The sequence below is a fragment of the Haloarcula sp. HT12 genome, from assembly GCF_055271655.1.
The window spans coordinates 559,402-582,288 of record NZ_JBUXKW010000004.1 but is presented as its reverse complement, the minus strand read 5'-3'; the positions used below and the strand labels follow the sequence as shown (position 1 = coordinate 582,288).

General features: G+C 60.3%; 19 protein-coding genes. 17 read left to right on the top strand and 2 right to left on the bottom strand.

Annotated elements, in window-relative coordinates; genetic code table 11:
- Positions 1–3 precede the first annotated feature (3 nt).
- Positions 4–1,293, top strand: coding sequence for an MFS transporter (locus tag ACY9XZ_RS15820; protein WP_463457983.1), 1,290 nt, complete (start codon positions 4–6; stop codon positions 1,291–1,293).
- 388 nt (positions 1,294–1,681) lie between these two features.
- Positions 1,682–4,381 carry a cation-translocating P-type ATPase gene (locus ACY9XZ_RS15815; RefSeq protein WP_463457982.1) on the top strand — a complete coding sequence of 900 codons (2,700 nt, stop codon included), beginning with the start codon at positions 1,682–1,684 and terminating at the stop codon, positions 4,379–4,381.
- Between the two features lie 41 nt (positions 4,382–4,422).
- Here the strand turns inward: ACY9XZ_RS15815 and ACY9XZ_RS15810 are convergent, their stop codons facing one another.
- Both ACY9XZ_RS15810 and ACY9XZ_RS15805 read right to left on the bottom strand, forming a co-directional pair.
- Positions 4,423–4,695 (bottom strand): SDR family NAD(P)-dependent oxidoreductase, encoded by a 273-nt coding sequence (locus ACY9XZ_RS15810; protein WP_463457981.1) that lies wholly within the window; start codon positions 4,693–4,695, stop codon positions 4,423–4,425.
- 240 nt (positions 4,696–4,935) lie between these two features.
- Entirely contained in the window at positions 4,936–5,367 is a 432-nt protein-coding gene (locus ACY9XZ_RS15805; RefSeq protein ID WP_463457980.1) for a pyridoxamine 5'-phosphate oxidase family protein, read from the bottom strand.
- 374 nt (positions 5,368–5,741) lie between these two features.
- Between ACY9XZ_RS15805 and ACY9XZ_RS15800 the strand changes: the two genes are divergently transcribed.
- From ACY9XZ_RS15800 to fba, 15 genes are all read left to right on the top strand, one after another.
- Entirely contained in the window at positions 5,742–6,152 is a 411-nt protein-coding gene (locus ACY9XZ_RS15800; protein ID WP_463457979.1) for a DUF5518 domain-containing protein, read from the top strand.
- Positions 6,153–7,103 (top strand): hypothetical protein, encoded by a 951-nt coding sequence (locus tag ACY9XZ_RS15795; RefSeq protein ID WP_463457978.1) that lies wholly within the window; start codon positions 6,153–6,155, stop codon positions 7,101–7,103.
- A 236-nt stretch (positions 7,104–7,339) separates the two neighbouring features.
- Positions 7,340–7,768 carry a universal stress protein gene (locus ACY9XZ_RS15790; RefSeq protein ID WP_463457977.1) on the top strand — a complete coding sequence of 143 codons (429 nt, stop codon included), beginning with the start codon at positions 7,340–7,342 and terminating at the stop codon, positions 7,766–7,768.
- 132 nt (positions 7,769–7,900) lie between these two features.
- Positions 7,901–10,078 carry a heavy metal translocating P-type ATPase gene (locus ACY9XZ_RS15785; RefSeq protein ID WP_463457976.1) on the top strand — a complete coding sequence of 726 codons (2,178 nt, stop codon included), beginning with the start codon at positions 7,901–7,903 and terminating at the stop codon, positions 10,076–10,078.
- A 382-nt stretch (positions 10,079–10,460) separates the two neighbouring features.
- Positions 10,461–10,895, top strand: a complete 435-nt coding sequence (locus tag ACY9XZ_RS15780) for a universal stress protein (protein WP_463457975.1) — start codon at positions 10,461–10,463, stop codon at positions 10,893–10,895.
- A 1,059-nt stretch (positions 10,896–11,954) separates the two neighbouring features.
- The gene (locus ACY9XZ_RS15775; RefSeq protein ID WP_463457974.1) at positions 11,955–12,737 is read left to right on the top strand and encodes an SDR family NAD(P)-dependent oxidoreductase; all 783 of its coding nucleotides are present in this window, start codon (positions 11,955–11,957) and stop codon (positions 12,735–12,737) included.
- A 60-nt stretch (positions 12,738–12,797) separates the two neighbouring features.
- The gene (locus ACY9XZ_RS15770) at positions 12,798–13,637 is read left to right on the top strand and encodes a class I fructose-bisphosphate aldolase (RefSeq protein ID WP_463457973.1); all 840 of its coding nucleotides are present in this window, start codon (positions 12,798–12,800) and stop codon (positions 13,635–13,637) included.
- 75 nt (positions 13,638–13,712) lie between these two features.
- Complete coding sequence (gene glpR, locus ACY9XZ_RS15765) at positions 13,713–14,492, top strand: HTH-type transcriptional regulator GlpR (protein WP_463457972.1); 780 nt, start codon at positions 13,713–13,715, stop codon at positions 14,490–14,492.
- Positions 14,493–14,765: 273 nt separating this feature from the next.
- Positions 14,766–16,217 (top strand): substrate-binding domain-containing protein, encoded by a 1,452-nt coding sequence (locus tag ACY9XZ_RS15760; protein ID WP_463457971.1) that lies wholly within the window; start codon positions 14,766–14,768, stop codon positions 16,215–16,217.
- Positions 16,218–16,259: 42 nt separating this feature from the next.
- Positions 16,260–17,192 (top strand): carbohydrate ABC transporter permease, encoded by a 933-nt coding sequence (locus ACY9XZ_RS15755; RefSeq protein ID WP_463457970.1) that lies wholly within the window; start codon positions 16,260–16,262, stop codon positions 17,190–17,192.
- The gene (locus ACY9XZ_RS15750) at positions 17,192–18,070 is read left to right on the top strand and encodes a carbohydrate ABC transporter permease (RefSeq protein ID WP_463457969.1); all 879 of its coding nucleotides are present in this window, start codon (positions 17,192–17,194) and stop codon (positions 18,068–18,070) included. The genes ACY9XZ_RS15755 and ACY9XZ_RS15750 overlap by 1 nt, the downstream gene beginning before the upstream one ends.
- 82 nt (positions 18,071–18,152) lie before the next feature.
- On the top strand, positions 18,153–19,325 hold the full coding sequence (locus tag ACY9XZ_RS15745) for an ABC transporter ATP-binding protein (RefSeq protein ID WP_463457968.1): 1,173 nt from the start codon (positions 18,153–18,155) through the stop codon (positions 19,323–19,325).
- Between the two features lie 294 nt (positions 19,326–19,619).
- Positions 19,620–20,648 carry a zinc-dependent alcohol dehydrogenase family protein gene (locus ACY9XZ_RS15740; RefSeq protein WP_463457967.1) on the top strand — a complete coding sequence of 343 codons (1,029 nt, stop codon included), beginning with the start codon at positions 19,620–19,622 and terminating at the stop codon, positions 20,646–20,648.
- Positions 20,649–21,001: 353 nt separating this feature from the next.
- Positions 21,002–21,700 carry a cyclase family protein gene (locus ACY9XZ_RS15735; protein WP_463457966.1) on the top strand — a complete coding sequence of 233 codons (699 nt, stop codon included), beginning with the start codon at positions 21,002–21,004 and terminating at the stop codon, positions 21,698–21,700.
- Positions 21,701–21,853: 153 nt separating this feature from the next.
- Positions 21,854–22,846, top strand: a complete 993-nt coding sequence (gene fba / locus ACY9XZ_RS15730; protein ID WP_463457965.1) for a class II fructose-bisphosphate aldolase — start codon at positions 21,854–21,856, stop codon at positions 22,844–22,846.
- The last annotated feature ends 41 nt before the right edge of the window (positions 22,847–22,887 follow it).

The window sequence follows — 22,887 nt, the reverse complement described above, 5'->3', positions numbered from 1 at the left end:
TCCATGAGTACGGCAACTGACCTCCAGCAGGGTATCCGCAAACATCTGGGACAGTTCTCACTGCACATCCTGCTGGTCTTTGCGACCGGGCTGACGATCGGCTCCGAACGCGCTGTCGTGCCGGTGCTGGGCGAGGACGTGCTCGGCGTCGAGTCCTTCCTGGTCATCGGCTCGTTCGTCGTCTCCTTCGGGTTCGTGAAGGCGGTACTCAACCTCTACGCTGGCAAATGGGGTGAGGAGTACGGCCGCAAGCCGGTGCTCATCGCTGGGTGGGCGACGGCACTCCCGCTGCCCGTTATCCTCATTTTCGCGCCCAGCTGGGGCTGGATCACCGTCGGTAACATCCTGCTGGGCGTCAACCAGGCGCTGACCTGGAGCATGGCTATCAACGCGAAAATCGACCTCGCGGGACCCGACCAGCGAGGACTCGCCGTCGGTATTGACGAGGCGTTTGGCTACACGGGCGTCGCCGCCGGTGCGTGGATCACTGGCGTCATCGCTGCACAGACCAACCTTCGCCCCGAACCGTTCTACTTCCTCGCCGTCGTCGTCGTGTTGGCGTTTCTGATCTCGATCTTCCTGATCAAGGAAACTGTCCAGTACGCCCAGGCTGAGGGCGACGACGATCACCACGACGCGAACCTCCCGTTCAACGAGGTTCTCAAGCGGGCGACCTACGGCGACAGGACGCTGTTCGCCGCCGCGCAAGCTGGCCACATCGAGAACTTCGTGGACACGCTGTTCTGGATCGCCGTCCCGCTGTATCTGACGAGCCAGGGGTTGCCCATCGACGCTGTCGGGCTGGTCGTAGGGATCCACAGCGCGATGTATTTCTCACAGATCGGGACCGGCGGACTCGCGGACCGCATCGGCCGCCGTCCGCCGGTTATTGCGGGCATGTTCCTCGCCGGTGGCGGCGTGCTCGGGATGGTGTTCGTCGAGGGGCACCTCCCGTGGGCCGTGCTGGCCGCCGTCTCCGGGCTGGGAATGGCGCTGCTGTACCCGAACCTGATGACCGTGCCCAGTGACGCCGCCCACCCGACCTGGCGCTCGGCCGGCATGGGCGTCTACCGGATGTGGCGGGATTCGGGGTACGCCGTCGGCGCGATCCTGATCGGTCTCTCGATGGAGTTCATCAACGTCGAGGCCGCGTTCTACATGACCGCCCTCTTGATGTTCCTCTCGGGTGCTATCGTGTACATCTGGATGGAGGAGACCCATCCGGAGTTCGGCACCCACGAACCGCCGGCGCCCGCAACGGGGTCTCCGCCAGGTGTGATTCCCGACGACTGAGCAGCACTGGTCCTACGAACGTGCTCGCCAGCCTTCGAGGGCCGCGTCGACGATCGCTACCGCTGCCGTGCTTCCATTCACATCCCCTCTTTCGAACTCACTGTCACCCTGCCCCGTCTCGTTAGTCACGTAGGCGGAACAGACGACGGGAGTATAGCTGTCGACCGAGGGTACCTCTCGGAGCAGTGAGATGAATCTGACTGACGTCGTTCCAATCCTTGAGTCATCTCTTCACCCGCCCTTCCCCGCTCGATCCCAGCATTGTTCGCTGTAGCAAGATCGCTTCCCCGATGCCTGTCAACCCCCCTGTAGCGATTGCGATCTTGTCGCCGAGCATGCGAACGTATATACTATCGCCCAGAGTTGTCAAAACACAAGGAAATTGGGTATGACCGCCGCCACTGAAGAGGACACGTCATGGCACACAGAGTCCCTTGAGGCGGTATACTCTCGATTAGCAGGTGATCGTTCGGGGCTCTCTTCCGAGGAAGCCGCAACCAGGCTGGCGGAACACGGGCCGAATCGACTCCCGCAAAGGAAGCCAACCCCAGCATGGCTCATCTTCCTTCGACAGTTTCGGAGCCCACTCATCTACATCCTCGCTGTGGCGGCGGTCATCTCCATCGGTGTCGGGGAAACCACGGATGCTGGGTTTATCGCGCTCGTTCTGGTCGTTAACGCGATTGTCGGCGGCACACAGGAGTTCCAGGCTGAACGGAGTAGTCGTGCATTGCAGCAGCTGCTTCGGACCAGGGGGACTGTCTTCCGCGACAGCGAGACGGTCGATGTCGACGGCGAAGACATCGTCCCTGGCGATGTGGTTCTGCTGGAGTCGGGCGATCGAGTCCCTGCGGATATCCGATTGACGTCGGGGACGAACCTCGGAATCGACGAATCGGCGTTGACCGGCGAATCCGCTCCGGTCCTGAAAGACCCCAACTGGCGGGGTGAGGAAAACGCCCCGCTCGGGGATCGCCGTAACATGGCCTTCGCCGGTACAACCGTCACCCGAGGTCGAGGACGTGGTCTCGTCGTTGAAACCGGCTCCGAAACGGTGATCGGCCGTCTTGCTCGTGACGTGTCGGCCGTCGAGGGCGGCAATCCACCGCTGGTGGTCCGGATGGAGCGATTCACCCGGCTCGTCGCCATCGTGGTTCTTTTCGCGGCGGTCGCCGCTGCGCTGCTAGGGGTTCTCGTCCGTGGCTTCGGCACCGTCGAGATGTTCCTGTTTGCTGTGGCCCTCGCCGTGTCTGCGATCCCCGAGGGTCTCCCAGTCGCTATGACCGTCGCGCTCGGCGTCGCGGCCAACCGGATGGTGCGGGTCGGCGTTATCGTTCGGCAACTCGTCGCCGTCGAGGGCCTGGGGAGTTGTACGATGATTGCGACGGACAAGACCGGCACACTGACCGAGAACGAACTGACTGTTCGGCAACTCAAACTCCCGGACGGAACGCCGCTAGACGTAACCGGCGCTGGATACACCCCTGACGGGACGATCCTGCAGGACGGGAGCCAGCCCGACCCTGATATCGCTGACGATCTCGCTCGCCTCGCGCGGGCGGCCGCACTGTGTAACGAGGGGAGTATCCATCGACGTGATGGAGAGTGGGCGTGGAGCGGTGATCCGACCGATGTCGCGCTCTTGTCGTTCGCTCGAAAAGCTGGCCGTGACCGCGAATCCGAACTCGCTGCTCTCCCGCAATCCAATCAGATCCCCTTCGAACCGGAACGTCGATTCGCTGCGACGTTCCATACGACCGACGGCGAGTCACGTGTCTTCGCCAAGGGTGCACCCGAGCGAGTCCTAGAGATGTGTACGTGGTCCGATGATGGGACTCGCCAGGAGGTGCTTGACATGGCCACGGAGATGGCGAAAGAGGGCTATCGCGTGCTTGCGCTCGCCGAGGGCACGGTCGATGCGGATATCACCGCCGAGGAGGTGCCAGCTGATCCGACGGGGCTCACGTTTCTCGGGTTCGTCGGGATGGTTGACCCGCTCCGCCCCGGTGTACGAAACGCGATTGCGTCCGCACAGCAGGCGGGAATCTCTGTCTCGATGGTGACCGGCGATCACCCCGAGACGGCGCTTTCGATCGCCCGAGAACTCGGGTTAGCGTCCAGTCGCGAGGAAGTCCTGACGGGGGCTGACCTCGCTGACTTTACGCCTGAGGAACTCGCTGCTGCGGTCGAACGGACTCGTGTTTTCGCCCGTGTCTCTCCGGATCAGAAGCTCGATATCGTGAGCGCCGCGCAACAGGCGGGACACTTTGTCGCCGTCACGGGCGACGGGGTCAACGACGCCCCCGCACTTCGCATCGCAAACATCGGGATCGCGATGGGGCAGGAAGGAACCGATGTGGCCCGGGATGCAGCCGAACTCATCATTTCAGACGACAACTTCGCGACGATCGTCGCTGGCATCGAGCAGGGGCGGGTCGCATACGACAATATCCGAAAGGTGATCTATCTGCTCATCTCGACCGGCGGCGCAGAGGCCGTACTTGTCTTGCTCAGTCTCGCTGCGGGCTTGCCACTCCCGTTACTACCCGTCCAGCTCCTCTGGCTGAACCTCGTCACAAACGGCATTCAGGACGTCGCGCTCGCGTTCGAACCGAAGGAAGATGATGTGCTTAAGCGACCTCCGCGCTCTCCGACCGAACGCATCTTTAACCAACTCATGATCGAACGAACGGTCGTCGCTGCCGTCGTGATGGGAATTACCGGCCTCCTCACCTTTCGGTGGCTGCTTGACAGCGGGTGGGATGTACCGGCGGCGCGGAACGCACTGCTGCTCCTGATGGTGCTGTTCGAGAACGTCCACTTGGGGAACACGCGTTCAGAAACCCGGTCGGTCTTCCGAATGCCGCCGTGGAAGAGCCCGATCCTCCTTGTCGGTGCTGCGGGGGCCTTCCTGATCCACCTCGGTGCTCTCTACTTCCCCCCGGCACAACTCGTGCTCGGGACGGCCCCCGTTGATATCGGTGTTTGGGTCACCCTTGTCGGTATCGCCCTGATTCTCCTAACAGCGATGGAACTCCACAAGGTGAGCTGGCGAATGCGTCAACCAGCCCACTCTGCTGAGGAATGAAACGTGAGAGATGAGCCCCTCATAGCCTGCTTGGATCGGTTTCAACGCCAGCTGGTCCAACCCTCGTCGACGACGAGTGACTCACCAGTCGCGTAACTCGCCAACTCACTCGCGAGGAATACTGCAGCCCCGCGGATCTCCTCGGGCTGTCCGTACCGTCGGGGAGGGATCTCCTCGAGCAACGCCGCGACCTGCTCCGGACTGATCGCCTGGTCGCCGACGATTTTCGTCTCGATACTGCCCGAGTGGATGGTATTCACTCGGATTTCCTGATCTGCCAGCCCGTGTGCTAGCGAGTAGGTGAGCGTAGTCACCCTTCCCTTCGACGCAGAACAGGTCGGCCAGTTCTCAACATCTTCGATTTCTAAGAGCAGGTCTCGGAGTACGGGTCGGACGGTGGTACAAGTGTCCCGACAAGATCTATGCTGACTTCGGCGTGATGGGCAGCCTTCGGTCGATCAGTTCCCTCGATATCACTCGTGAGACGCGCACCTATCAATCAAACCGCCGGCCACGGATAGCAAAGCGTCTCTCACCGGCCTTTGGTGAGCTGACTACTCGACCGTTTTTCGGCCGATAACGGTCTCCATCCCGAGGTAATAGAGGGAGAATCCGACGCTCTCGACTGCTTCGTCGAAGAGCCGGAACGGCTGAAACCACTCGTTGAGCGTCGTCTCATCGACATCACCGTCCCATTTCTGGATCGGCCCGCGAACGTGGACACTCCACGACTCGTCCGTTGATGCCTCGTAACACACGAACGTGGCAGTCTCGGTCGCCTTGAGGAATCTGCCCTTCTCACTGTTGTCGTCGTGCTCGCTCACTCGAAGAAGGATCCGGTCGCCGTCGTAGTGATAGCTCAGTGGAATCGCGTACGCTTCGTTGTCCGCTGCCAATCCGAGAACACCGTGTTCGCCTGCTCGGAGATGATACTCGATATCGGACTCGGTCATTCCGCTGGTGTATACGTATTCGACGTGCTCCATGGGGAACTGCACGTGACGGAGAGCCAAATAGACCCCTCGGCTACACGCGTCGACGAGACGATGGATCCGTTTCAACCCCAATACAGATCCACCGCACACCGTTGGTTGGCTGCTTAGGTTGACTGCGAGCCCGTACCTGGGATACGTAGTTGCGAATACGGTTCGATACTCGACGGCATCGAATCACGAAGGCTGTGCCGGCTACCGTACTGACAACAGCAGCCAAACCGATCCATAGCCGACGAGTCCGTCAAACGTCTCTCATAGTGTGTAATTGTCGGCAACGGCCTACAGCGAATGTGCTAGCCTTCGATGATTCCTGTGGGGTAGTATCTCCCTCATATTTTATCGTGGGTGGCCATCTATCACCTACCATGCAAATACAACGAGCGGCCCGAAGCGCACTTCTCGGCGCGGTCGTCTCGATTATCTCGGGTTTTCTGCCGTTCGTGTCGTTCATCGCACCGTTGCTTGGCGGCGGCGTTGCGGGATACTTCCACCGAGCCGGTCTGGGAGAGGGTGCCCGTGCAGGCGCACTCATGGGAGTACTTCTCGCCCTTCTCGGGGTCGTGCTCCAGATATTGGGCCCCGTTCTCCCCGCATTCCCCGCAGCAGTCGTCCTCGGTCCGTGGGCACGTGGATTCGGACTCGGCATGTTGGATAGTATCGTCGCGATTATCGCCGCGAGCGCGGTTTTACTCGTGATCGTCGGGGCAGTAGGCGGTGCTATCGGGGGCGCCCTTTCCGGGCGGCGAACACAGCAGACGAACAAAACACTCGGATAGATGCCGACGCCACGAGCCAACCAAGTCGACGCGGATGAGCATTCCCGTCGTCGCTTCTTGAAAACGGTCGGAACGACACTGTCCATCGCGACCAGTACCGCGCTCGCCGGCTGCCAGGGACTGCCGTTCGGAATGGGCGCTAACTCCGCGTACTATCATGCGTACGGGCCGTCACTCGATGTCGATTATGACGCTGTCATGGACGCAGCCCGGGATGCAGGATACACCGTTGACGAGCCATACTACGTCGGAACGAAAGACCCGGAGAGCGGGTACCATCCTGCTGGTCTCCCTGACCTCGACGACCGGTTCGGTCCAGACTACCGGGTGATGGGCACGACGTTCTTCTATACACAACCGATCTTCCTCGAACTCTGGTTCGCGGCCGGAGACGAGCCAGTGACAGCATCAGTCTTCGATGACAGCTCCATGAGCGGCGATTTCGATATCACGAGTTTGCCACCCGAAGACTGGTTAGTGCCGCGATTGACCCTCACCTTCGAGATGGGGGATGCTCGGGCACGCGAGTACGTCGAGCTGCTCAAGGACGCAATCAACGACAGCACGGACATTCCATCGGTCGAGATCACGGAAGAGCCGGCGTTTTCCCGGACATATGAATCGCTGACCGACGAGGCGACTGAGCGTCGTGGATCAGAAACCCACGGGGATGGCTGGTACGAAGTGACCTTCGCCCGCGATGGAACCCGATTCGCGACCATCGATTTCGTCGTCCAGAGCATGAAGGTCATCCACAGCCGTGGGGAACACACCTATACAACCAAGCTCGACCGACTCGGTGGGTTCAACCTCAGGATCGAACTTCCGCCTCAGGAGGAAATCCCCGAAGACGAGTATCGGGAGGTGTTCCGACAGATGTTCTCCGATATCGGCCTTCCGCCTGCGGTCGTTGATGATCTCACGTTCGAGTACACGCCCACCGTCTGGTGACCGAATCGTGTCTCTCGACTTTCGAGAAGAGATTCGAATCTACAGAACAGCCCCAGTCTCCATCGGTCCTATTAGTGAAGGCGGTGAGACATCAAGGCTCAGTCCGAAGCTGGTCATGATCGGGATAAAAACGGCGTAAACGAACCCGGGTCGGGTGACCCGTGGCTTTACATACACTCTCAGCTGCGGTGTTCCCGGCAGTACATTCTTCTCGGACCGCATTGAATTCTAGTTGTATGCCTGATAACGTTCTCGTCGCCTTCGATGGGTCGCCGCTTTCTGAGCGCGCGCTTTCGTATGCTATCGAGAACTTTTCCGACGCATCCCTCACTGCCATCTACGTCATCGATCCGGTCGACTCGGTTATCGACGTGGAGGCTGGCGGCTTACCAGTCGCTGAGGACTGGTACAACAACGCCCAAGAACTCGCAGCGAACATCCACACGACGGCAGAGGATCTCGCGGTAGAGAACGGCATCGACCTCAAAACTGTCACAGAAACCGGGAAACCCGCACGAGCGATTCTCGAATACGCTGACGACCACGGTATCGACCAGATCGTTATGGGCAGTCACGGCCGCGCAGGGATCGACCGTGCACTTCTCGGGAGCGTTGCCGAGACAGTGACCCGTCGAGCACGGATTCCAGTGACGATCATCGGATGACCCGACCGTATCACTGCAAGCAGACGCCCGGGATCTCTGAGGACTCAAGAAGTCGGCCTCGTGTGCAACCGGACGGAGACGGACAGGTGTTCCTAAAACGTAAACCCTCATCAGAGTATAGGTACCGAGAACGTGGCCGTTACTGAATCCTCCCCACCATCGACGTGTACGGTCCCCATCGAACGACGAGGTGGTCGTGGCGAAGCGGGTGCGCGGGCGCTCGAACGACACCTCCAGGATATTTCCGGTGTCCACGACGTCGATGTCTCCTTCCGGACGGGGAGCGCTCGGATCACCTACGACGAGGAAGTTACATCTGAGGAAACAATTCGAGATGCAGTCCGCGATCGAGACGTCTCGATCCAAGATGACCACGAGACGGCAACGGACGACATGAGCACCCGCTCGGAACTCCGACGGGAAGCGGTGTTCGTCGGGCTAACGCTGCTCGGGATGGTCACCGGCTTGGTGACGGGGTGGCTCAACGGCCCGTCGCTTCTCATGTGGTCTGGTTACGGTGTCGCGTACGCCTTCGGCGGCTGGTACGGCCTCAAAGGCGCGATCGAGACACTCCGCCATGGCGCAGTCGACATCGACTTGCTGATGATCGTTGCGGCGCTTGGCGCGCTCTCGATTGGCGCTCCGTTCGAGGGCGCGATGCTCCTCTTCCTGTTTTCGCTGTCGAATACGCTCCAACACTACGCGATTGGCCGCTCGCGCCGGGCGATCAAGTCCCTCGTCGAGATGCGGCCCGACGAGGCACAGGTCCTCCGTGACGGTGAGGAAGTCACTGTTCCTATCGACGACGTCGCCGTCGGTGACGTGTTCGTCGTCCGTCCCGGCGACAAAATTCCGCTCGACGGGGTCGTCACGTCCGGCGAGGGGACGGTCGATCAGGCATCGCTGACCGGCGAATCCATCCCCGTACCGAAAGAGCCGGGTGACGAAGTGTTCGGTGGGACGATCAACGAGAGCGGCAGCCTCGAAATCGAAGTCACGCGGCAGGCCCACGAGTCGGCGATCAGCCGCCTCATCCACATGGTCGAACGCGCCCAGAGCGAGAAGGCGCCGACACAACGGCTCATCGACCGCCTCGAACAACCGTACGTCCTCGGCGTGTTCGGGCTCACGATCGCAGCGATTGCGATCCCGCTCGCACTTGGCGGCGAGTTCACCAGTACGTTCTATCGAGCGATGACGCTCATGGTGGCTGCCTCGCCGTGTGCGGTCATCATCTCGACGCCCGCAGCGGTCCTGTCGGCAATCGCCTCCGGCGGCAGGCAGGGCGTCCTGTTCAAGGGCGGCGAGCACGTCGAGGCGGCAGCGAACATCGACGCCGTCGCCTTCGACAAGACGGGAACGCTTACGCAGGGTGATACGCAGTTGACGGACGTCTCCGTCCGCGAGACGGCAGACGGGGCGCTGACTGAGGACGGGCTGCTCTCGCTCGCAGCCGCAGTACAAGCCCGTTCGGAGCATCACCTCGCTCGAGCGACTGTCGTGGCGGCGGAAGAACGATCACTCGACGCTCCCGCCGCTCAGCGGTTTCAGTCAGCTGCGGGAAAAGGCGTCCGAGCTGACGTCGATGACAGTACCATCCATATCGGAAACCGGAGTTATTTCGGGACGGTCCTCGAAGACGCGGTGATCGAGGGGCTCGACCCCGGCCTCGACCGGCTCCAGTCGCTAGAGTCGGAGGGGAAAACGAGCGTCATCGTCGCCCGAGAGAATGGCGACGGGGTCACTGTTCTGGGGTGGCTCGCCTTTACCGACACTCTCCGGCCCGGCGCTGCCAAGATGATCGAGGGCCTGCGGACGCTCGGCGTAGAGCACATCGTCATGCTGACGGGCGATAACCAGCGCGTCGCCGAGCGAATCGCAGCGGAGGTCGGTATCGACGAAGTGCAGGCGGAACTGCTGCCGGAGGCGAAGGTGGCAACTATCGAGGAACTGGTCGATCGTCACGAGAACGTGGCGATGGTCGGCGACGGCGTCAACGACGCGCCGGCGCTGGCGACTGCGACACTCGGCATCGCGATGGGTGGCGCTGGAACCGACGTCGCGCTCGACACTGCCGACGTGGTATTGATGGGCGACGACCTCAGCAAGATCCCATACGTCCTCGGTCTCGGCCGCAAGACCCGCCGGACACTCACCGTTAATCTCGCCATCGCGTTCGGGGCAATCGCGCTCATGGTCGGTACCATCCTGCTCCGTGGGATTCCGTTACCTCTGGCTGTTGTCGGCCACGAAGGGTCGACGGTGCTCGTCTCGCTGAACGGGCTCCGATTACTGGGGTACCGTGGCTAGGAGACGCAAGCAGCAACTTACCCGGTGGGAATTGGAAGCCGGATTCAACGCACCCGCGTTCGAAACCCGACGAATGTACGACCGAATTCTACTGTCGATCGATGGTACAGTCGCGCCTGGAGAGGCTGAAACTCACGGACTTGAGCCTGCAAGCTCATGACGCGGTCCGTCACGTGCTCTACGTCGTCGATCTCGCCGCTGATGTACCGGTCTTGGCGGGCAGCGAGTGCGCTATCCTCGGTGCTTCCGTTCGATTGTGACTCTGTGGCCAACCAGTAGATGAGATAGATGGGGTTGGCAACGAAGAGTGCCAGCCACAGCGGGCCGAATCGCATCCGCTCTCTGGTACATACTTATCCTTGTGGCGGGCGCTGAGGATTGCATGTACGATAGTATCCTCGTTCCGACCGATGGGAGCGACCACAGCGTCTTGGCTGCCGAACACGCGATGACTCTCGCCGAACAGTTCGGCGCAATGATCCATTCGCTGTTCGTCGTTGAAAAGGCAGGGCCGAGCGGCCACTGGGACTTTGCTGTCGAGAAACAGGAAGCAACCGGTGAGGAGGTGCTGGACGCGGTGGGTGCACTGGGCGAGGAGCGCGGCGTCCGCGTCGAACGCCACTTGCGACGAGGGACGCCCAGTGAGGAGATCGTCGACGCCGCCACCGACTACGAGGTCGATCTCATCGTCATGGGAACGCAGGGTCGTACCGGATTCTCACGCATCGCCACCGCCGGAAGCACGACAGAACGCGTGGTCAGACTGACGGATGTTCCGACACTCGTCGTGGGCGGTGCAGGTGCCGGAGACGCGTGAGACCGGCACTCGATTCCAGCGGGATCGCTGACATTCCTGTAGCAACCGATCCGTGAACGATCCGTACTGTTTGGACCGCCACCACTGTGCCCTGGGACCGACTTTGCGACGACTGTGTCGTCGTCGGCTTGCTCTGCCTGCGGCCCGTAGAGACTATCGTACGCAAGTATCGAATCCACATATCTGATGCTATCCTTTCTATTTTGAAGTAAACTCCGCATGTATAGAAGATAGATATATAGAAAAAAGGCAAATATGAGTTCAGAAAAAGCAGTAAAAATACACAATGCCAAATATAGGGATATATTGTGAAGAAAAACTGCATTTTGGTTATATTTGGAACTAAATTTGGACAAAAACGCGTTATAACTACCTCTCCGACTGTTACCTCCGCCGAACCCGAACTTTCGGAGACATCGATTCAGCACGACGAGTGTATCCGTTCTTGTGGACCAACGTACACTGGTAAACGTAGTGGTCCATATCACACTTGTACATCTGTTAGACTATCCTGATTCAGCTGGTCAGTGGAGAATATTTTCAGTGGATCGAGTCAGAGCGCAGGTGGTGGCGTTCGGAAAGTGCCTCAAAAAATAACAGACGTACGCATGTTATTAATATCCTCAAGAATATCGTCGTGACCTCGTGACTTTATTTCCCGCGTGCGTGGCTCAGGTCAACGAACCGAAAGAGAGTGTGAACTGTCCTGGAACCGCGTGAGGAAATCTTTCATTCACTCCGTTGACTACTGAGAACGGTTTGGACAAAATAGGCAGAGCTTGTACTTAATCCTGCAGAATATCAGTTAAATTAGATAACAAAAAAGCAAAAGATTTCACAGATCCAGAGAATCATTGATGCCTAATTCGGCTGAGACGGCCGTTTCAGGCATTGCTAAGCATTACCAATGCTTGATCCCCGTAGTGTATTCACCCATTTAGAATGCTAATTAATGATAATCAGCAAGAAATGATTGGAAACGAGAGTTCCGTTTCACGGAGTTGTTCGCCCACCCTGCCCCCCAAATCTTTAACATGTACCCTGACAGAGTGAGTGACGATGCCAGACTACAGCACAGATTTCGACGGGGACACCGTCGTGGTCACAGGCGCGACCTCCGGAATCGGACGGGAAATCGCCACCAGATTCGCGGACGCAGGAGCGACGGTTCTCAACGCAGACATCGAGTCTGAGCCCAAGGACGCTGACACCCCAACACACGAATACATTCGAGAGCAGGGCGGGACGGCTGAGTTCGTTCAGACAGATGTCTCGAATGCCGACGAGGTCCGTGCAGTCGTCGATCACGCCGGAGAGTACGGTGGTGTCGACGTGATGGTCAACAATGCAGGACTGTTCATCGGTGGGAGTCTCCTGGAAGTCAGCGAATCCGAGTTCGAAAAGATACACCAGGTCAACGCGAAAGGAGTGTTCTTCGGCTGTCAGGCCGCGGCGCAGGACATGATCGACCGCGGAACCGAGGGCGCAATCGTCAACACGGCTTCAATCAGTTCGTTCGTGGCCCAGCGCGATCAGATACAGTACGACTCGACGAAAGCCGCAGTGAAGATGATCACCCGCGGTGCAGCACTTGAACTCGCAGACCACGACATCCGAGTGAACGCGATCGGCCCCGGACAGATCGCAACCGAGTTCATCGACGGCTGGTCCGAGGACGCTCCCGAAGCCGCGGCGAAGGACGACCTCATCAAACCGGTTCCCGCCGGCCGTGCGGGCACGCCGGAGGACGTCGCCGGTGCCGCCCTCTATCTCGCAAGTGACGACGCTTCGTACGTGACTGGCGAGGTGCTGATGGTCGATGGCGGATGGCGGACGATATGATCGTCATCCCCGCCAGGCGAATAGTTATATAGATGGGTCCACAGGAGTCAATCGTAGCCTATGAGTACAGAGCAACTCCTCGATACTCCATCGGGGAACGCAGTCGTTGTAGCGCTAGATCACGGACTGAGCCTCGGATCGCCTGACGGATTCCACAACCCGGACGAGACACTCGACAAAGTGCTGGCCGGACAGCCGGACGCAGTGCTCGTCGGACCGCACTTCGCTCGTCACTACCAGGACCGTCTCCAGGAAGCAGGCGTTGACGTCGTTCTCACCGCAGACGTCGTGACGTGGTCGACCAGCCCGGGCCGAGACGACGGCCAAGACCTCTGGACGCCGGCCTTCGACGCGGAGTTCCTCGAGGAACTCGACCCAGTCGGAGTCAAGGTCGTCCTCGTGTTCGGCCGTGACGACAACGAGACCTTCCGGAAGAACGTCGAATACATCGGCGAACTCGCCGAGGACCTTCGCGGCACTGGTATCCCGCTGGTCGTCGAACCGGTCATGTGGGGCGAACGGATTCCGGACCAGCTGGAGACGGACGCCGAGTACGTGGCTGATGCGATGCGAATGGGCTGGGAGTTCGGTGCTGACATCCTCAAGGCGCCGTACACGGGCAGTGTCGAATCGTTCGAGCCACTCGTGGAGAACTCGCCGGTCCCCGTGATGATTCTCGGTGGAGCCGCTACCGGCACGACCCGAGCGATGCTCGAGTCCGTCGAAGGGTCGATGGAGGCGGGCGCACGCGGATTGATGATCGGCCGCACGATCTGGAAGTCCGAGGACCCGGAACGAACAGTCTCCGCGCTCGTGGACATCGTCCACGAGGGCGCGTCCGTCGAGGAGGCGTGGGACGAAGCCGAGCCAGCCGCCGTCACAAGCGGGCGAGAAGACTAAATACGAGTCGCCGTTACGCCTCGGCATGCAAACCGTCCCGGTGCACGGAACGAACGAGGCTTCGGGGGCTGTCCCATGACGACCCCAGAACAACGCCGCCGGTCCATCACGGAGTTAGTTACAAAACACGGGAGTCTCTCGGTCGAGGAACTGGCTACCCGTCTCGACGTGTCAGAATCGACCATCCGACGCGATCTCCGCAATCTCGCTGATCGAAATCTCGTTGAACGGACGCACGGCGGCGTCGCCCCGATGACGAACGTGGGCATCGAACGGTCGTTCAATCGGCGCCTCATCCAGCATCTGGAACGCAAACAGGCGATCGCTGACCGAGCCGCCGAGGAAATCTCCGAAGGGCACGTCGTGTACTTCGACGCCGGGACGACCACGATGCAGGTCGCGAAGCTGGTCCCGGACGATGACTCGACTATCGCCGTCACGAGTTCCCCCATGTTGGTGCTCGAACTGTCGAAATCGGACGGCACGGTGAAAATGACCGGTGGGGAGTACCGAAACGAGACCAAAGCGCTGGTCGGGCCGACGACCGAGGACTACATCCGCAACTCCAACTTCGACCTTGCCTTTATTGGCGTCAACGGTATCGAGCCCGATGGCATGTTGTCGGCACCGAACGAGTCCGAGGCAAAGATCAAACAGCTCGTCGTCGAGCACTCGGCGCGGACTGTCGTCGTCACCACCGCGGAGAAGTTCGACGAGCAGAGTTTCCGCCGATTCGGGTCGATCGAGGATATCGATCTCCTCATCACCGACGAACGTGTGCCCGACGACTACCGCGACCTGTTCGACGACACAGAGCTCGTCGAAGACGTATTCGAGGAAAGCGATCGCGAGTAAGCCCCTCGAAACCTGTATTTGGCTTCTTCCTGGCTGTTCGGTATCACACTCGCACCCGGTAAGCGTGAAACCACTCAAGTGACCATTCCCGCTAAGACGGTTATCTCAGGCATAACTCCCTCAATCTACTGCCTCAGGGCTCGCTTTTGAGTGAACAGAATCAGGCTGCTGCTCAATCGTTGACGGCTCTGGGTGGTTCTGAGAGCGTAGTAAACCTATTGATGGAAAGGATTAAATATGATAGTCGCAATATTTGGCACGAGGCTGTTAAACATGCCCAACGACACTAATCGACGGACCTTCTTGAAAGCGTCTGGTGCGGCAAGTACAGGAATTCTCGCTGCCCTTGCGGGATGTACACGAGGCGGTGACGGTGGTTCGGGTGACGGCAGCTCGGGTGGCAGTTCGAGTGATGGCAGCTCGGGTGACGGCAGTGACGGCAGCTCGGGTGATGATCTGGCGATCCCCTTGAGCGAGTACGACAGTGCCGACATCGAGTGGCAGCAGTTCGAAGGTTCGTCGATCAACATCGGTGCCGTCCAGCACCCGTGGGTAGAGGCGATCAAACCCGCAATTCCCGTTTTCGAGGAGCTCACCGGTATCGAAGTCAACTGGAATATTCTCCCGGAAAACCAGTTCCGAACCAAGCGACAGACCGACGCCAGCACCGGTGCCGGGCAGTTCGACGTCTTCTTCATGGACCAGGTCGTCAATCAGTTCCGCGAGGAAGGGTGGCTCCAGCCGCTCGATCCGTACTTCAACGACGGAAGTCTCTATGACGAGAGCTTCTACAAGCCCGACGACCTCTTCGAGTCGTCGCGGTGGCAGGCTCACGGTGGTGGCTACAGCGACAACTGGACGGGGCTGCCTATCACTGTCGAGGTCCAGACCCAGTTCTACCGCAAAGACCTCTACGACAAGCACGGGCTGGAAGTCGCCGAATCGTGGCAACAGCACCGTGAGAACGCGAAGGTCATCCACGAGGAGGAGTCCGACATCGTCGGGACCGCTGGCCGTGGGCAGAAAGGCTACGGGATGAACATCTACATCCTGAACACGCTCCTTCGACAGAAGGGAACCGAGCTCTGGACTGAGTTCCCGACCGACTCCGGACTCGACAGTCAGGGCGTTATCGAGGCCGCAGAGTATTACACGAGCCTGCTGCAGGACTACGGTCCGGAGGGCACGGCCTCTCAGACGTGGTCCGACGTGCTCACCACCATGCAAGAGGGTCGCGCCGGCCACATCGTCGCCGACGCCAACATGTTCTGGGGCGGCCTGACCAGTGACGAGTCCAGCGTCAAGGACACCGTCGGCATCGCGAAGGTGCCCAAGCCGGAAGGTGGCGAGCTCAACCCGAACGCGTTCAACTGGCAGATTTCGACGTCGAAGAACGCCCAGAACTCCGAGCAGGGGTTCCTGTTCATGCTGTGGGCGACGTCCCAGCCGACGGATCTCTGGATGCACACAGAGAGCAGCGGTGTGTTCTCGGTGCGCCAGTCCGTCTGGGAGAACGACGACTACCGCTCGAAAGTCGGCGAGGAGTACGCTCAGACCTCGCTCGAATCCCTACAGGTCTCAGCGCCGGACCCCTTCGACCGCAAGTACCCCGAATGGGGCCAGCAGTACTCCGAGGAACTCCAGCGAGCCATCTCCGGGCAGAAATCCGCCGAGGCCGCAATGACGGACGCCGCAGCGGCTGCGGAAGATATCTACAGCGGCTGAAACCAGAATAGATTTCCGCACCGAATCAATTTTCCATACATCATGAGCTCACCAACACAAACGGAAACGACAAACAAGCAGGGACTCGCCAGGCTGAGCGACCTCTGGAACGAGTACCTTCCGTACTGGTTCATGGCACCGATGGTCGTGGTGATGGTCAGCATCACCTTCTTCCCCGGTGCCTACGACCTGTATCTCAGCCTGATCGCGGAGCCGACGCTGAACGTCTTCGAAGCCGAATTTGTCGGACTGCGCAACTTCGAGACGGCGTTTACCCGTGGTGGGGCGTTGCACTCGTTCGTCATCACGATCACCGTCGTCGCCAGCGCGTTGGCCCTCGAAACCGCCCTCGGGTTCGTCTTGGCCGCGCTCGTGGCTGGGGTCGGCTCCGGCCGGATGAAGTCGTTTTACCGGGTTCTATTCATTATCCCGATGGCCGTCGCGCCGGTCTCGCTTGCGACCATCGGTCGGATCATGCTGAACACCGAGATCGGTATCATCCCGTACGTGATAAACACCGGGACGCCGTTCGCAGCGCCGAACTTCCTCTCTGAGTTCCCGCTGTTGACGGTGATTCTGCTGGATACGTGGAACTGGACGCCGTTCATGTTCATCATCTTCTACGCCGGGCTCTCGTCGGTGCCGAAGACGCTTATCGAGGCCTCGCGGGTCGATGGTGCGCCGATGTGGCGGCGCTACGTCCACGTCATCATTCCCTACATGAAGCCGGTCGTGTTCGTCGCGACGCTCATTCGGATGATCGACCTGTTCCGCACGTTCGGCGTCGTGTACGGACTGACGCAGGGTGGGCCGGGCACGGCCACCCAGTTGGTGAGTATCAACATCTACGAGCAGATGTTCATCAACAACCAGATCGGGGTGGCGGCGGCGATCGCCGTCGTCTATCTCGTCTTCGTCATCGCCATCGCGAACATCGTCATCGCGAAGATCGGCTTCGAGGGGGTGTGGGACTGATGGCGACGACGGACGGCGACTCCGCGACCGCCACACAGCGACTCGACAAGGACACACGCGAAACCCTCGTCACGGTGGTTCGCCACACCGTCTTGCTGACGTGGTCGTTCATCGTGCTGTTCCCGCTGTACTGGCTCGCTTCGATGTCGCTGAAACCACCCGGAACGGCGAACTCGCTGCCGCCGGACTGGATCTTCCTGCCGACCGTCTACAACTACATCCAGCTGGCACAGCAAGGCGAGTTCGTCGCGGCGTTCGCCAACAGCCTGTTTATGGTGTCGGCGTCGGTCGTGCTCGTGCTGTTGATCGGCGTACCGGCTGCGTACGTGCTCTCGCGGTACGACATCCCCATGGAGCGGGACGTGCTCGTGTGGATCCTCTCCTCGCGGATGCTTCCGCCCATCGCAGTCGTGCTGCCGTTCTTCTTCATTTTCCGGGCACTGAATCTGTTCGACTCTCGGATCGGGATGATCCTGATGTACGTCAGCATCAACCTCTCGCTGGTGGTCTGGGTGATGAAGGCGTTCTTCGACGGGATCCCCGAGACCTTAGAAGAGGCGGCCCGCGTCGACGGGGCGACACAGTTCCAGGGCATCCGGAAAGTTGTCCTGCCGGCGGCCAAGCCCGGGATCTTCTCGGTGGCGATCATCAGCTTCATCTTCGCGTGGATAGAGCTGCTGTTCGGGCTCGTGCTGACGAGCTTCGAGGCCGTGCCGGTGACGCTGTTCGTCTACTCGTTCATCGGCTCGCGCTCCATCGAGTGGGGGATGCTGGCGGCCGCCTCGACGGCGATGATCGTCCCGGTCGTGGTCTTCCTCATCGCGGTCAACAAGTATCTCGCCGCCGGACTCAGCTTCGGTGTGGTGATCAAAGAATGAGCGCAGCGCAATATCATGTATCGAACGCAAACTACACCCCTGCGGCGGTAGCTTCAATTAGCCGCACACCGGAGGCAGAATAATGGCAAAGATCACAATCGACGACGTTACGAAACGGTTCGGCGGCGAAGAGGAATCGATCGTTGCGGTCGACGACGTCTCCCTGGATATCCACGACGGCGAGTTCATCGTCTTCGTCGGGCCGTCCGGGAGCGGGAAATCGACGCTCATGCGCATCGTCGCGGGACTCGAAACCCAGACGGAAGGCGACATCCACATCGGTGATTCAGTCGTCAATCAGCTCGGGCCGCGCGCTCGGGACATCGCGATGGTGTTCCAGAACTACGCGCTGTACCCCAACATGACCGTCGAGGAGAACATGTCCTTCGGCCTGAAGATGTCCACGGACATGTCCGCTGACGAAATCGAAGAGACAGTTACCTCGGCCGCGGAGATGATGGACATCGGGGAGTTGCTGGACAACAAACCGGGCGAACTCTCCGGCGGGCAGCAACAGCGTGTTGCGCTCGGTCGAGCCATCGTCCGGGACCCGAACGTGTTCCTGATGGACGAGCCGCTGTCGAACCTGGACGCGAAGCTCCGGGCGGAGATGCGCACTGAAATCAACCGGCTCCAGAACGATCTCGACGTGACGACGCTGTACGTCACCCACGACCAGACGGAAGCGATGACGATGGGCGACCGGCTGGTCATCCTCAACTACGGCGAACTCCAGCAGGTCGGGACGCCGCTGGAGTGTTTCTACCGACCGGCCAACCAGTTCGTCGCCGGCTTCCTCGGCTCGCCGTCGATGAACTTCTTCGAGGGGACGGTCGACGGCGGAACGCTCCGAGCGGACGGCTTCGACTTCGATCTGACCGAGCGGATGCAGGCCGCAGCCGGGAGCCGCAACGATCTCGTCCTCGGGATCCGACCGGAGGACATGACGCTCCACGACCGGGCGAACTCGGGCCACGAGTTCGAGGCTGTCGTCGACGTCGTCGAACCGATGGGGAGCATCTCCTATGTCTATCTTCAGGCGCGGTCACAGAGCCACGAGCAGACCTTCATCGTCGAGACGGACGGCCAGCGCCCCATCAGCGAGGGCCAGCACGTCTACGTTGAGATTCCGGACCGGGACGTACACCTGTTCGACCCCGCCAGCGGCGAGACGATCCACCAGCGCCAACTCGACGAACAGGCCGAAACTGCGCTCGAAGAGCGAATGCAGACTGTCAGCAGTTCCTCGGACTGACCCGCCTGAAATCCGTCTCTTCATCTGGAACTCCACTACGCAGTCCGGACACCACCTCACTTGAGAGTCGGTGATGCCGACAGGCCCCACACGACTTCGGCTGGTGGGGATGCTTTTCGTCGGATATCAGATCCGTGCTCCGAATCTGCGGTCAGTTTGCGCAGCTAATCTGAGTCCGATGATCGACACGACCATCCAGGTAGAGAGGATCCCTACACGCCGCTTACGAATCTTCCGTAAGCGCCCGTCGGTATCTTTATAACTGGCCGAATCGATAAGGTACACGATCTTCCAATGAGAAGCGCAGTGCTAACCGACGAGAGAGAAGTCACAGTTATGGACCGAGAACGCCCGACACCCGGCGATAAAGACGTAATCGTGGAAATCGGGGCCTGTGGTGTGTGTATGACTGATTATCACCTGTACCACGGGACATTCCCAGCCGACTTTCCGGTCGTTCCCGGCCACGAGAGCGCAGGGGAGGTCGTTGCCACCGGCGATGCAGTCACGAACTTCGAACCGGGTGACCGGGTCGCAATCTTCCCGGGGATTCCCTGCGGCGAATGTGACTTCTGTAAGAACGGCCAGCACAACCTCTGTCAGGACACGGTGTCGATGGGCGGCGCGGGCGACGAAATCCTCGACGGCGCGTTCGCGGAGTATCTCCGTGCACCCGCACAGTGTCTGCAGGACATCGGTGACCTCTCGTATTCAGAGGCCGCCTTCGCGGAACCGTTCGCGTGTTGCATTCACGGCGTCGACCGGGCGGATATCGAGACCGGTGACAGCGTCGTGATCGTGGGTGCCGGCCCGATCGGGTTGCTCCTGCTCCAGGCGTTCCGTTCGGACGGTGCAGGCACGGTCATCGTCTCCGAACCGATAGAGGATCGCCGAGAGCTCGCGACCGACTTGGGAGCCGATCACGTCGTCGATCCGACGGAGCGGCCGCTCGAGGACCAGGTCGACGAACTGGTCGACCGGGTCGACGTCGCCGTCGAGGCCGTCGGCCTTCCGACGACAATCGAAGAGGCACACTCGATAACGTCCCCCGGTGGGACGACGGTCGTGTTCGGCGTGCCACCACAGGACGAGACCGTCGAGATCGACCCGTTCGAGCTATACTATCAGGAGCTCGAAATGGTCGGCGTGTTCGCGCTCACCCAGAACACCTTCTCGCGTGCAGTGAAACTGCTACAGGGCGGCCGGATCGAGACGGAGGCGCTCATTACCGACGAGTTCGACCTCGGCGGGATCCAGACCGCGTTCGATCAGATGGAGAACAACGAGGGACTGAAAAAGATGATCTACCCCAACGAGATGTAGCTATCTGTGAGTCGATATGTGTCGGCTGAGGGACTCATACAGTATTGTAGCGATGTACCGGTATCCACAGGCCCGGATTCGGCGTAGTCCAGATATAATCTACAATAATCCGTGTCAGAGAACGCACGGCCATGACGGCCTGACACGCTGACACCGGGGAAACTGCGGCGGTCTCCACGACGTTGGCGGCGGCCGGACTACTACTCACACCGGGCCGAATGCAGGATATACGCGGCCGCCGCGTGTGTAATCAACGGCGCTGTGAGAAGCGACCTGACGGTCGCCTCTGTTGCTGACGCATGGAATTCCCCGTGAGCACAATGTTTATGATTTCGTGGCCTGTCGGTTCTATCATGTTCGATTCAAACAGAGTCATTGAACTGTCCAACCCGATCCGCGAGCAGATTCCAGTGTGGCCGAGCTTTCCGCCGGTCGAAATCGAACAGACATCCATCGCCGCACGTGACGGGTTCACGATGGAGCGACTAGAGATGCGGAGCCACACGGCAACCCACATAGACGCCCCAGCACACTTCATCCCCGAGGGGAAGACACTCGATGACTTCTCCATCGAGCGGTTCATGGGCGAGGGCGTCGTGATCGACCTGACGCCGAAAGAGCCGGAGGAGCCGATTACCCGCGCCGACATCGAGGCCTACGAGTCGGAGATTCAGCCCGACGACGTCCTCATGCTCCACACCGGCTGGGACGAGTACTACGGCCAGACGCCCGAGTACCTCTTCGAGTTCCCCTATTTGACCGGTGAGGCCGCGGAGTATATCGCCTCACTGGAGCCGAAGGCGGTCGGGACCGAGGGAGCGAGCGTCGGCGGCTGGTACGACGAGGTCCCAGCCCACGACCCGTCGACCGACGTTCACCCGGCGGACTCACATCTCCCGCTGCTCGAAAACGAGATCATCCCAATCGAGGAGTTACGGAACCTCGACCAGGTGCTCGACGGTGCGGACAGCCGTCGTGCGGACTTCTTCTTCCCGCCGCTCAACGTCCAGGGGACTGGTGGGTGTTCGGTCCGTGCCTTCGCACTGGTGTAGTTCGGAGGACGCGATCCGCGCTGTGGCACCGAGCCCCTGATTCGGTACGGCAGCGATAGTGTGGTTCAGCGGTGGCGGAATCCGGAGTCCGGTGAAGCAATTCGGGAGTGGGTTTATTCCATCCGCGGCCAGTTTCTAATCCGGTGACAACGTATGCCATTCAAAGGCGGTTCTGAGCTTTCGGACGTATACGACGACGCACTCGAAGCGGGCTTTGGCCTGGTCGCGAGCAACATCGCGGAGCCGACCACAGTGATCGGGCTGATGGAAGGGGCTTCGCGCGTCGAGTCTGACCTCCTGTTGCAGATGGCCAGCGGTGCCTGCACGTTCGCCGGGAACGGCGACCCTATCGCGGGGCTAGAGGCGATGGGCAACTACATCGACCTGATCGCCGAGCAGTACGACATCGGCGTCTTCCTCAACATGGACCACCAGACGGATCTGGCGACCATCGAGAAACAGGTGGAACTCGACATCCCGTCCTCGATTATGATCGACGCCTCCCACGAGCCCTTCGAGGAGAACGTCGAGAAGAGTCGCGAGGTCGTCGAGTTGACCGAGCAGGCCGACGGTAACATCCTGGTCGAGGCCGAGCTCGGGCAGATCAAGGGCGCCGAAGACGAGATCGAATCCGACGACGCCTTTTATACCGACCCCGAGCAGGCCGTCGAGTTCGTTGATCGAACCGGTTGTGACCTGCTCGCGATCTCCGTCGGCACCCAGCACGGCGTCGCCAAGGGGAAGGACCTCGAACTGCGCCCGGACCTCGCACGGGACATCCGCGAGGCACTGACCGACCACGGGCTCGACACGCCGCTGGTGCTGCATGGCTCCACCGGCGTCCAGCCCGACCAGCTCCAGCAGATGCTCCGGCACGGTATCTGCAAAATGAACAAGGACACTCGCTACCAGTACGAGCACACCCGCACCGCGTTCGATCTCTACAACGAGGCACCGACGGACATCGTTCCGCCGGAGGGTGTCGACGACGACCGCGACACCTTCTTCAACGGCGTCGACTGGTCGCCCAACAAGGACCGCTTCGACCCGCGCGTCGCGGACCGACAGATCAGAGAGCGCATCGCCGACGTCCACGCGGACCTGGCCGAGATTGCCGGCAGCGCCGGCCAGAGCCGCTACGTCTGAACGGCCGGTGATTCACGCCGCCACGGGGCGGATCCAAAGAC

Coding starts and splice junctions, on each gene's coding strand:
- ACY9XZ_RS15820 (WP_463457983.1), top strand. CDS start 4: ATGAGTACGGCAACTGACCTCCAGCAGGGTATCCGCAAACATCTGGGA.
- ACY9XZ_RS15815 (WP_463457982.1), top strand. CDS start 1,682: ATGACCGCCGCCACTGAAGAGGACACGTCATGGCACACAGAGTCCCTT.
- ACY9XZ_RS15805 (WP_463457980.1), bottom strand. CDS start 5,367: ATGGAGCACGTCGAATACGTATACACCAGCGGAATGACCGAGTCCGAT.
- ACY9XZ_RS15800 (WP_463457979.1), top strand. CDS start 5,742: ATGCAAATACAACGAGCGGCCCGAAGCGCACTTCTCGGCGCGGTCGTC.
- ACY9XZ_RS15795 (WP_463457978.1), top strand. CDS start 6,153: ATGCCGACGCCACGAGCCAACCAAGTCGACGCGGATGAGCATTCCCGT.
- ACY9XZ_RS15790 (WP_463457977.1), top strand. CDS start 7,340: ATGCCTGATAACGTTCTCGTCGCCTTCGATGGGTCGCCGCTTTCTGAG.
- ACY9XZ_RS15780 (WP_463457975.1), top strand. CDS start 10,461: ATGTACGATAGTATCCTCGTTCCGACCGATGGGAGCGACCACAGCGTC.
- ACY9XZ_RS15775 (WP_463457974.1), top strand. CDS start 11,955: ATGCCAGACTACAGCACAGATTTCGACGGGGACACCGTCGTGGTCACA.
- ACY9XZ_RS15770 (WP_463457973.1), top strand. CDS start 12,798: ATGAGTACAGAGCAACTCCTCGATACTCCATCGGGGAACGCAGTCGTT.
- glpR (WP_463457972.1), top strand. CDS start 13,713: ATGACGACCCCAGAACAACGCCGCCGGTCCATCACGGAGTTAGTTACA.
- ACY9XZ_RS15760 (WP_463457971.1), top strand. CDS start 14,766: ATGCCCAACGACACTAATCGACGGACCTTCTTGAAAGCGTCTGGTGCG.
- ACY9XZ_RS15755 (WP_463457970.1), top strand. CDS start 16,260: ATGAGCTCACCAACACAAACGGAAACGACAAACAAGCAGGGACTCGCC.
- ACY9XZ_RS15750 (WP_463457969.1), top strand. CDS start 17,192: ATGGCGACGACGGACGGCGACTCCGCGACCGCCACACAGCGACTCGAC.
- ACY9XZ_RS15745 (WP_463457968.1), top strand. CDS start 18,153: ATGGCAAAGATCACAATCGACGACGTTACGAAACGGTTCGGCGGCGAA.
- ACY9XZ_RS15740 (WP_463457967.1), top strand. CDS start 19,620: ATGAGAAGCGCAGTGCTAACCGACGAGAGAGAAGTCACAGTTATGGAC.
- ACY9XZ_RS15735 (WP_463457966.1), top strand. CDS start 21,002: ATGTTCGATTCAAACAGAGTCATTGAACTGTCCAACCCGATCCGCGAG.
- fba (WP_463457965.1), top strand. CDS start 21,854: ATGCCATTCAAAGGCGGTTCTGAGCTTTCGGACGTATACGACGACGCA.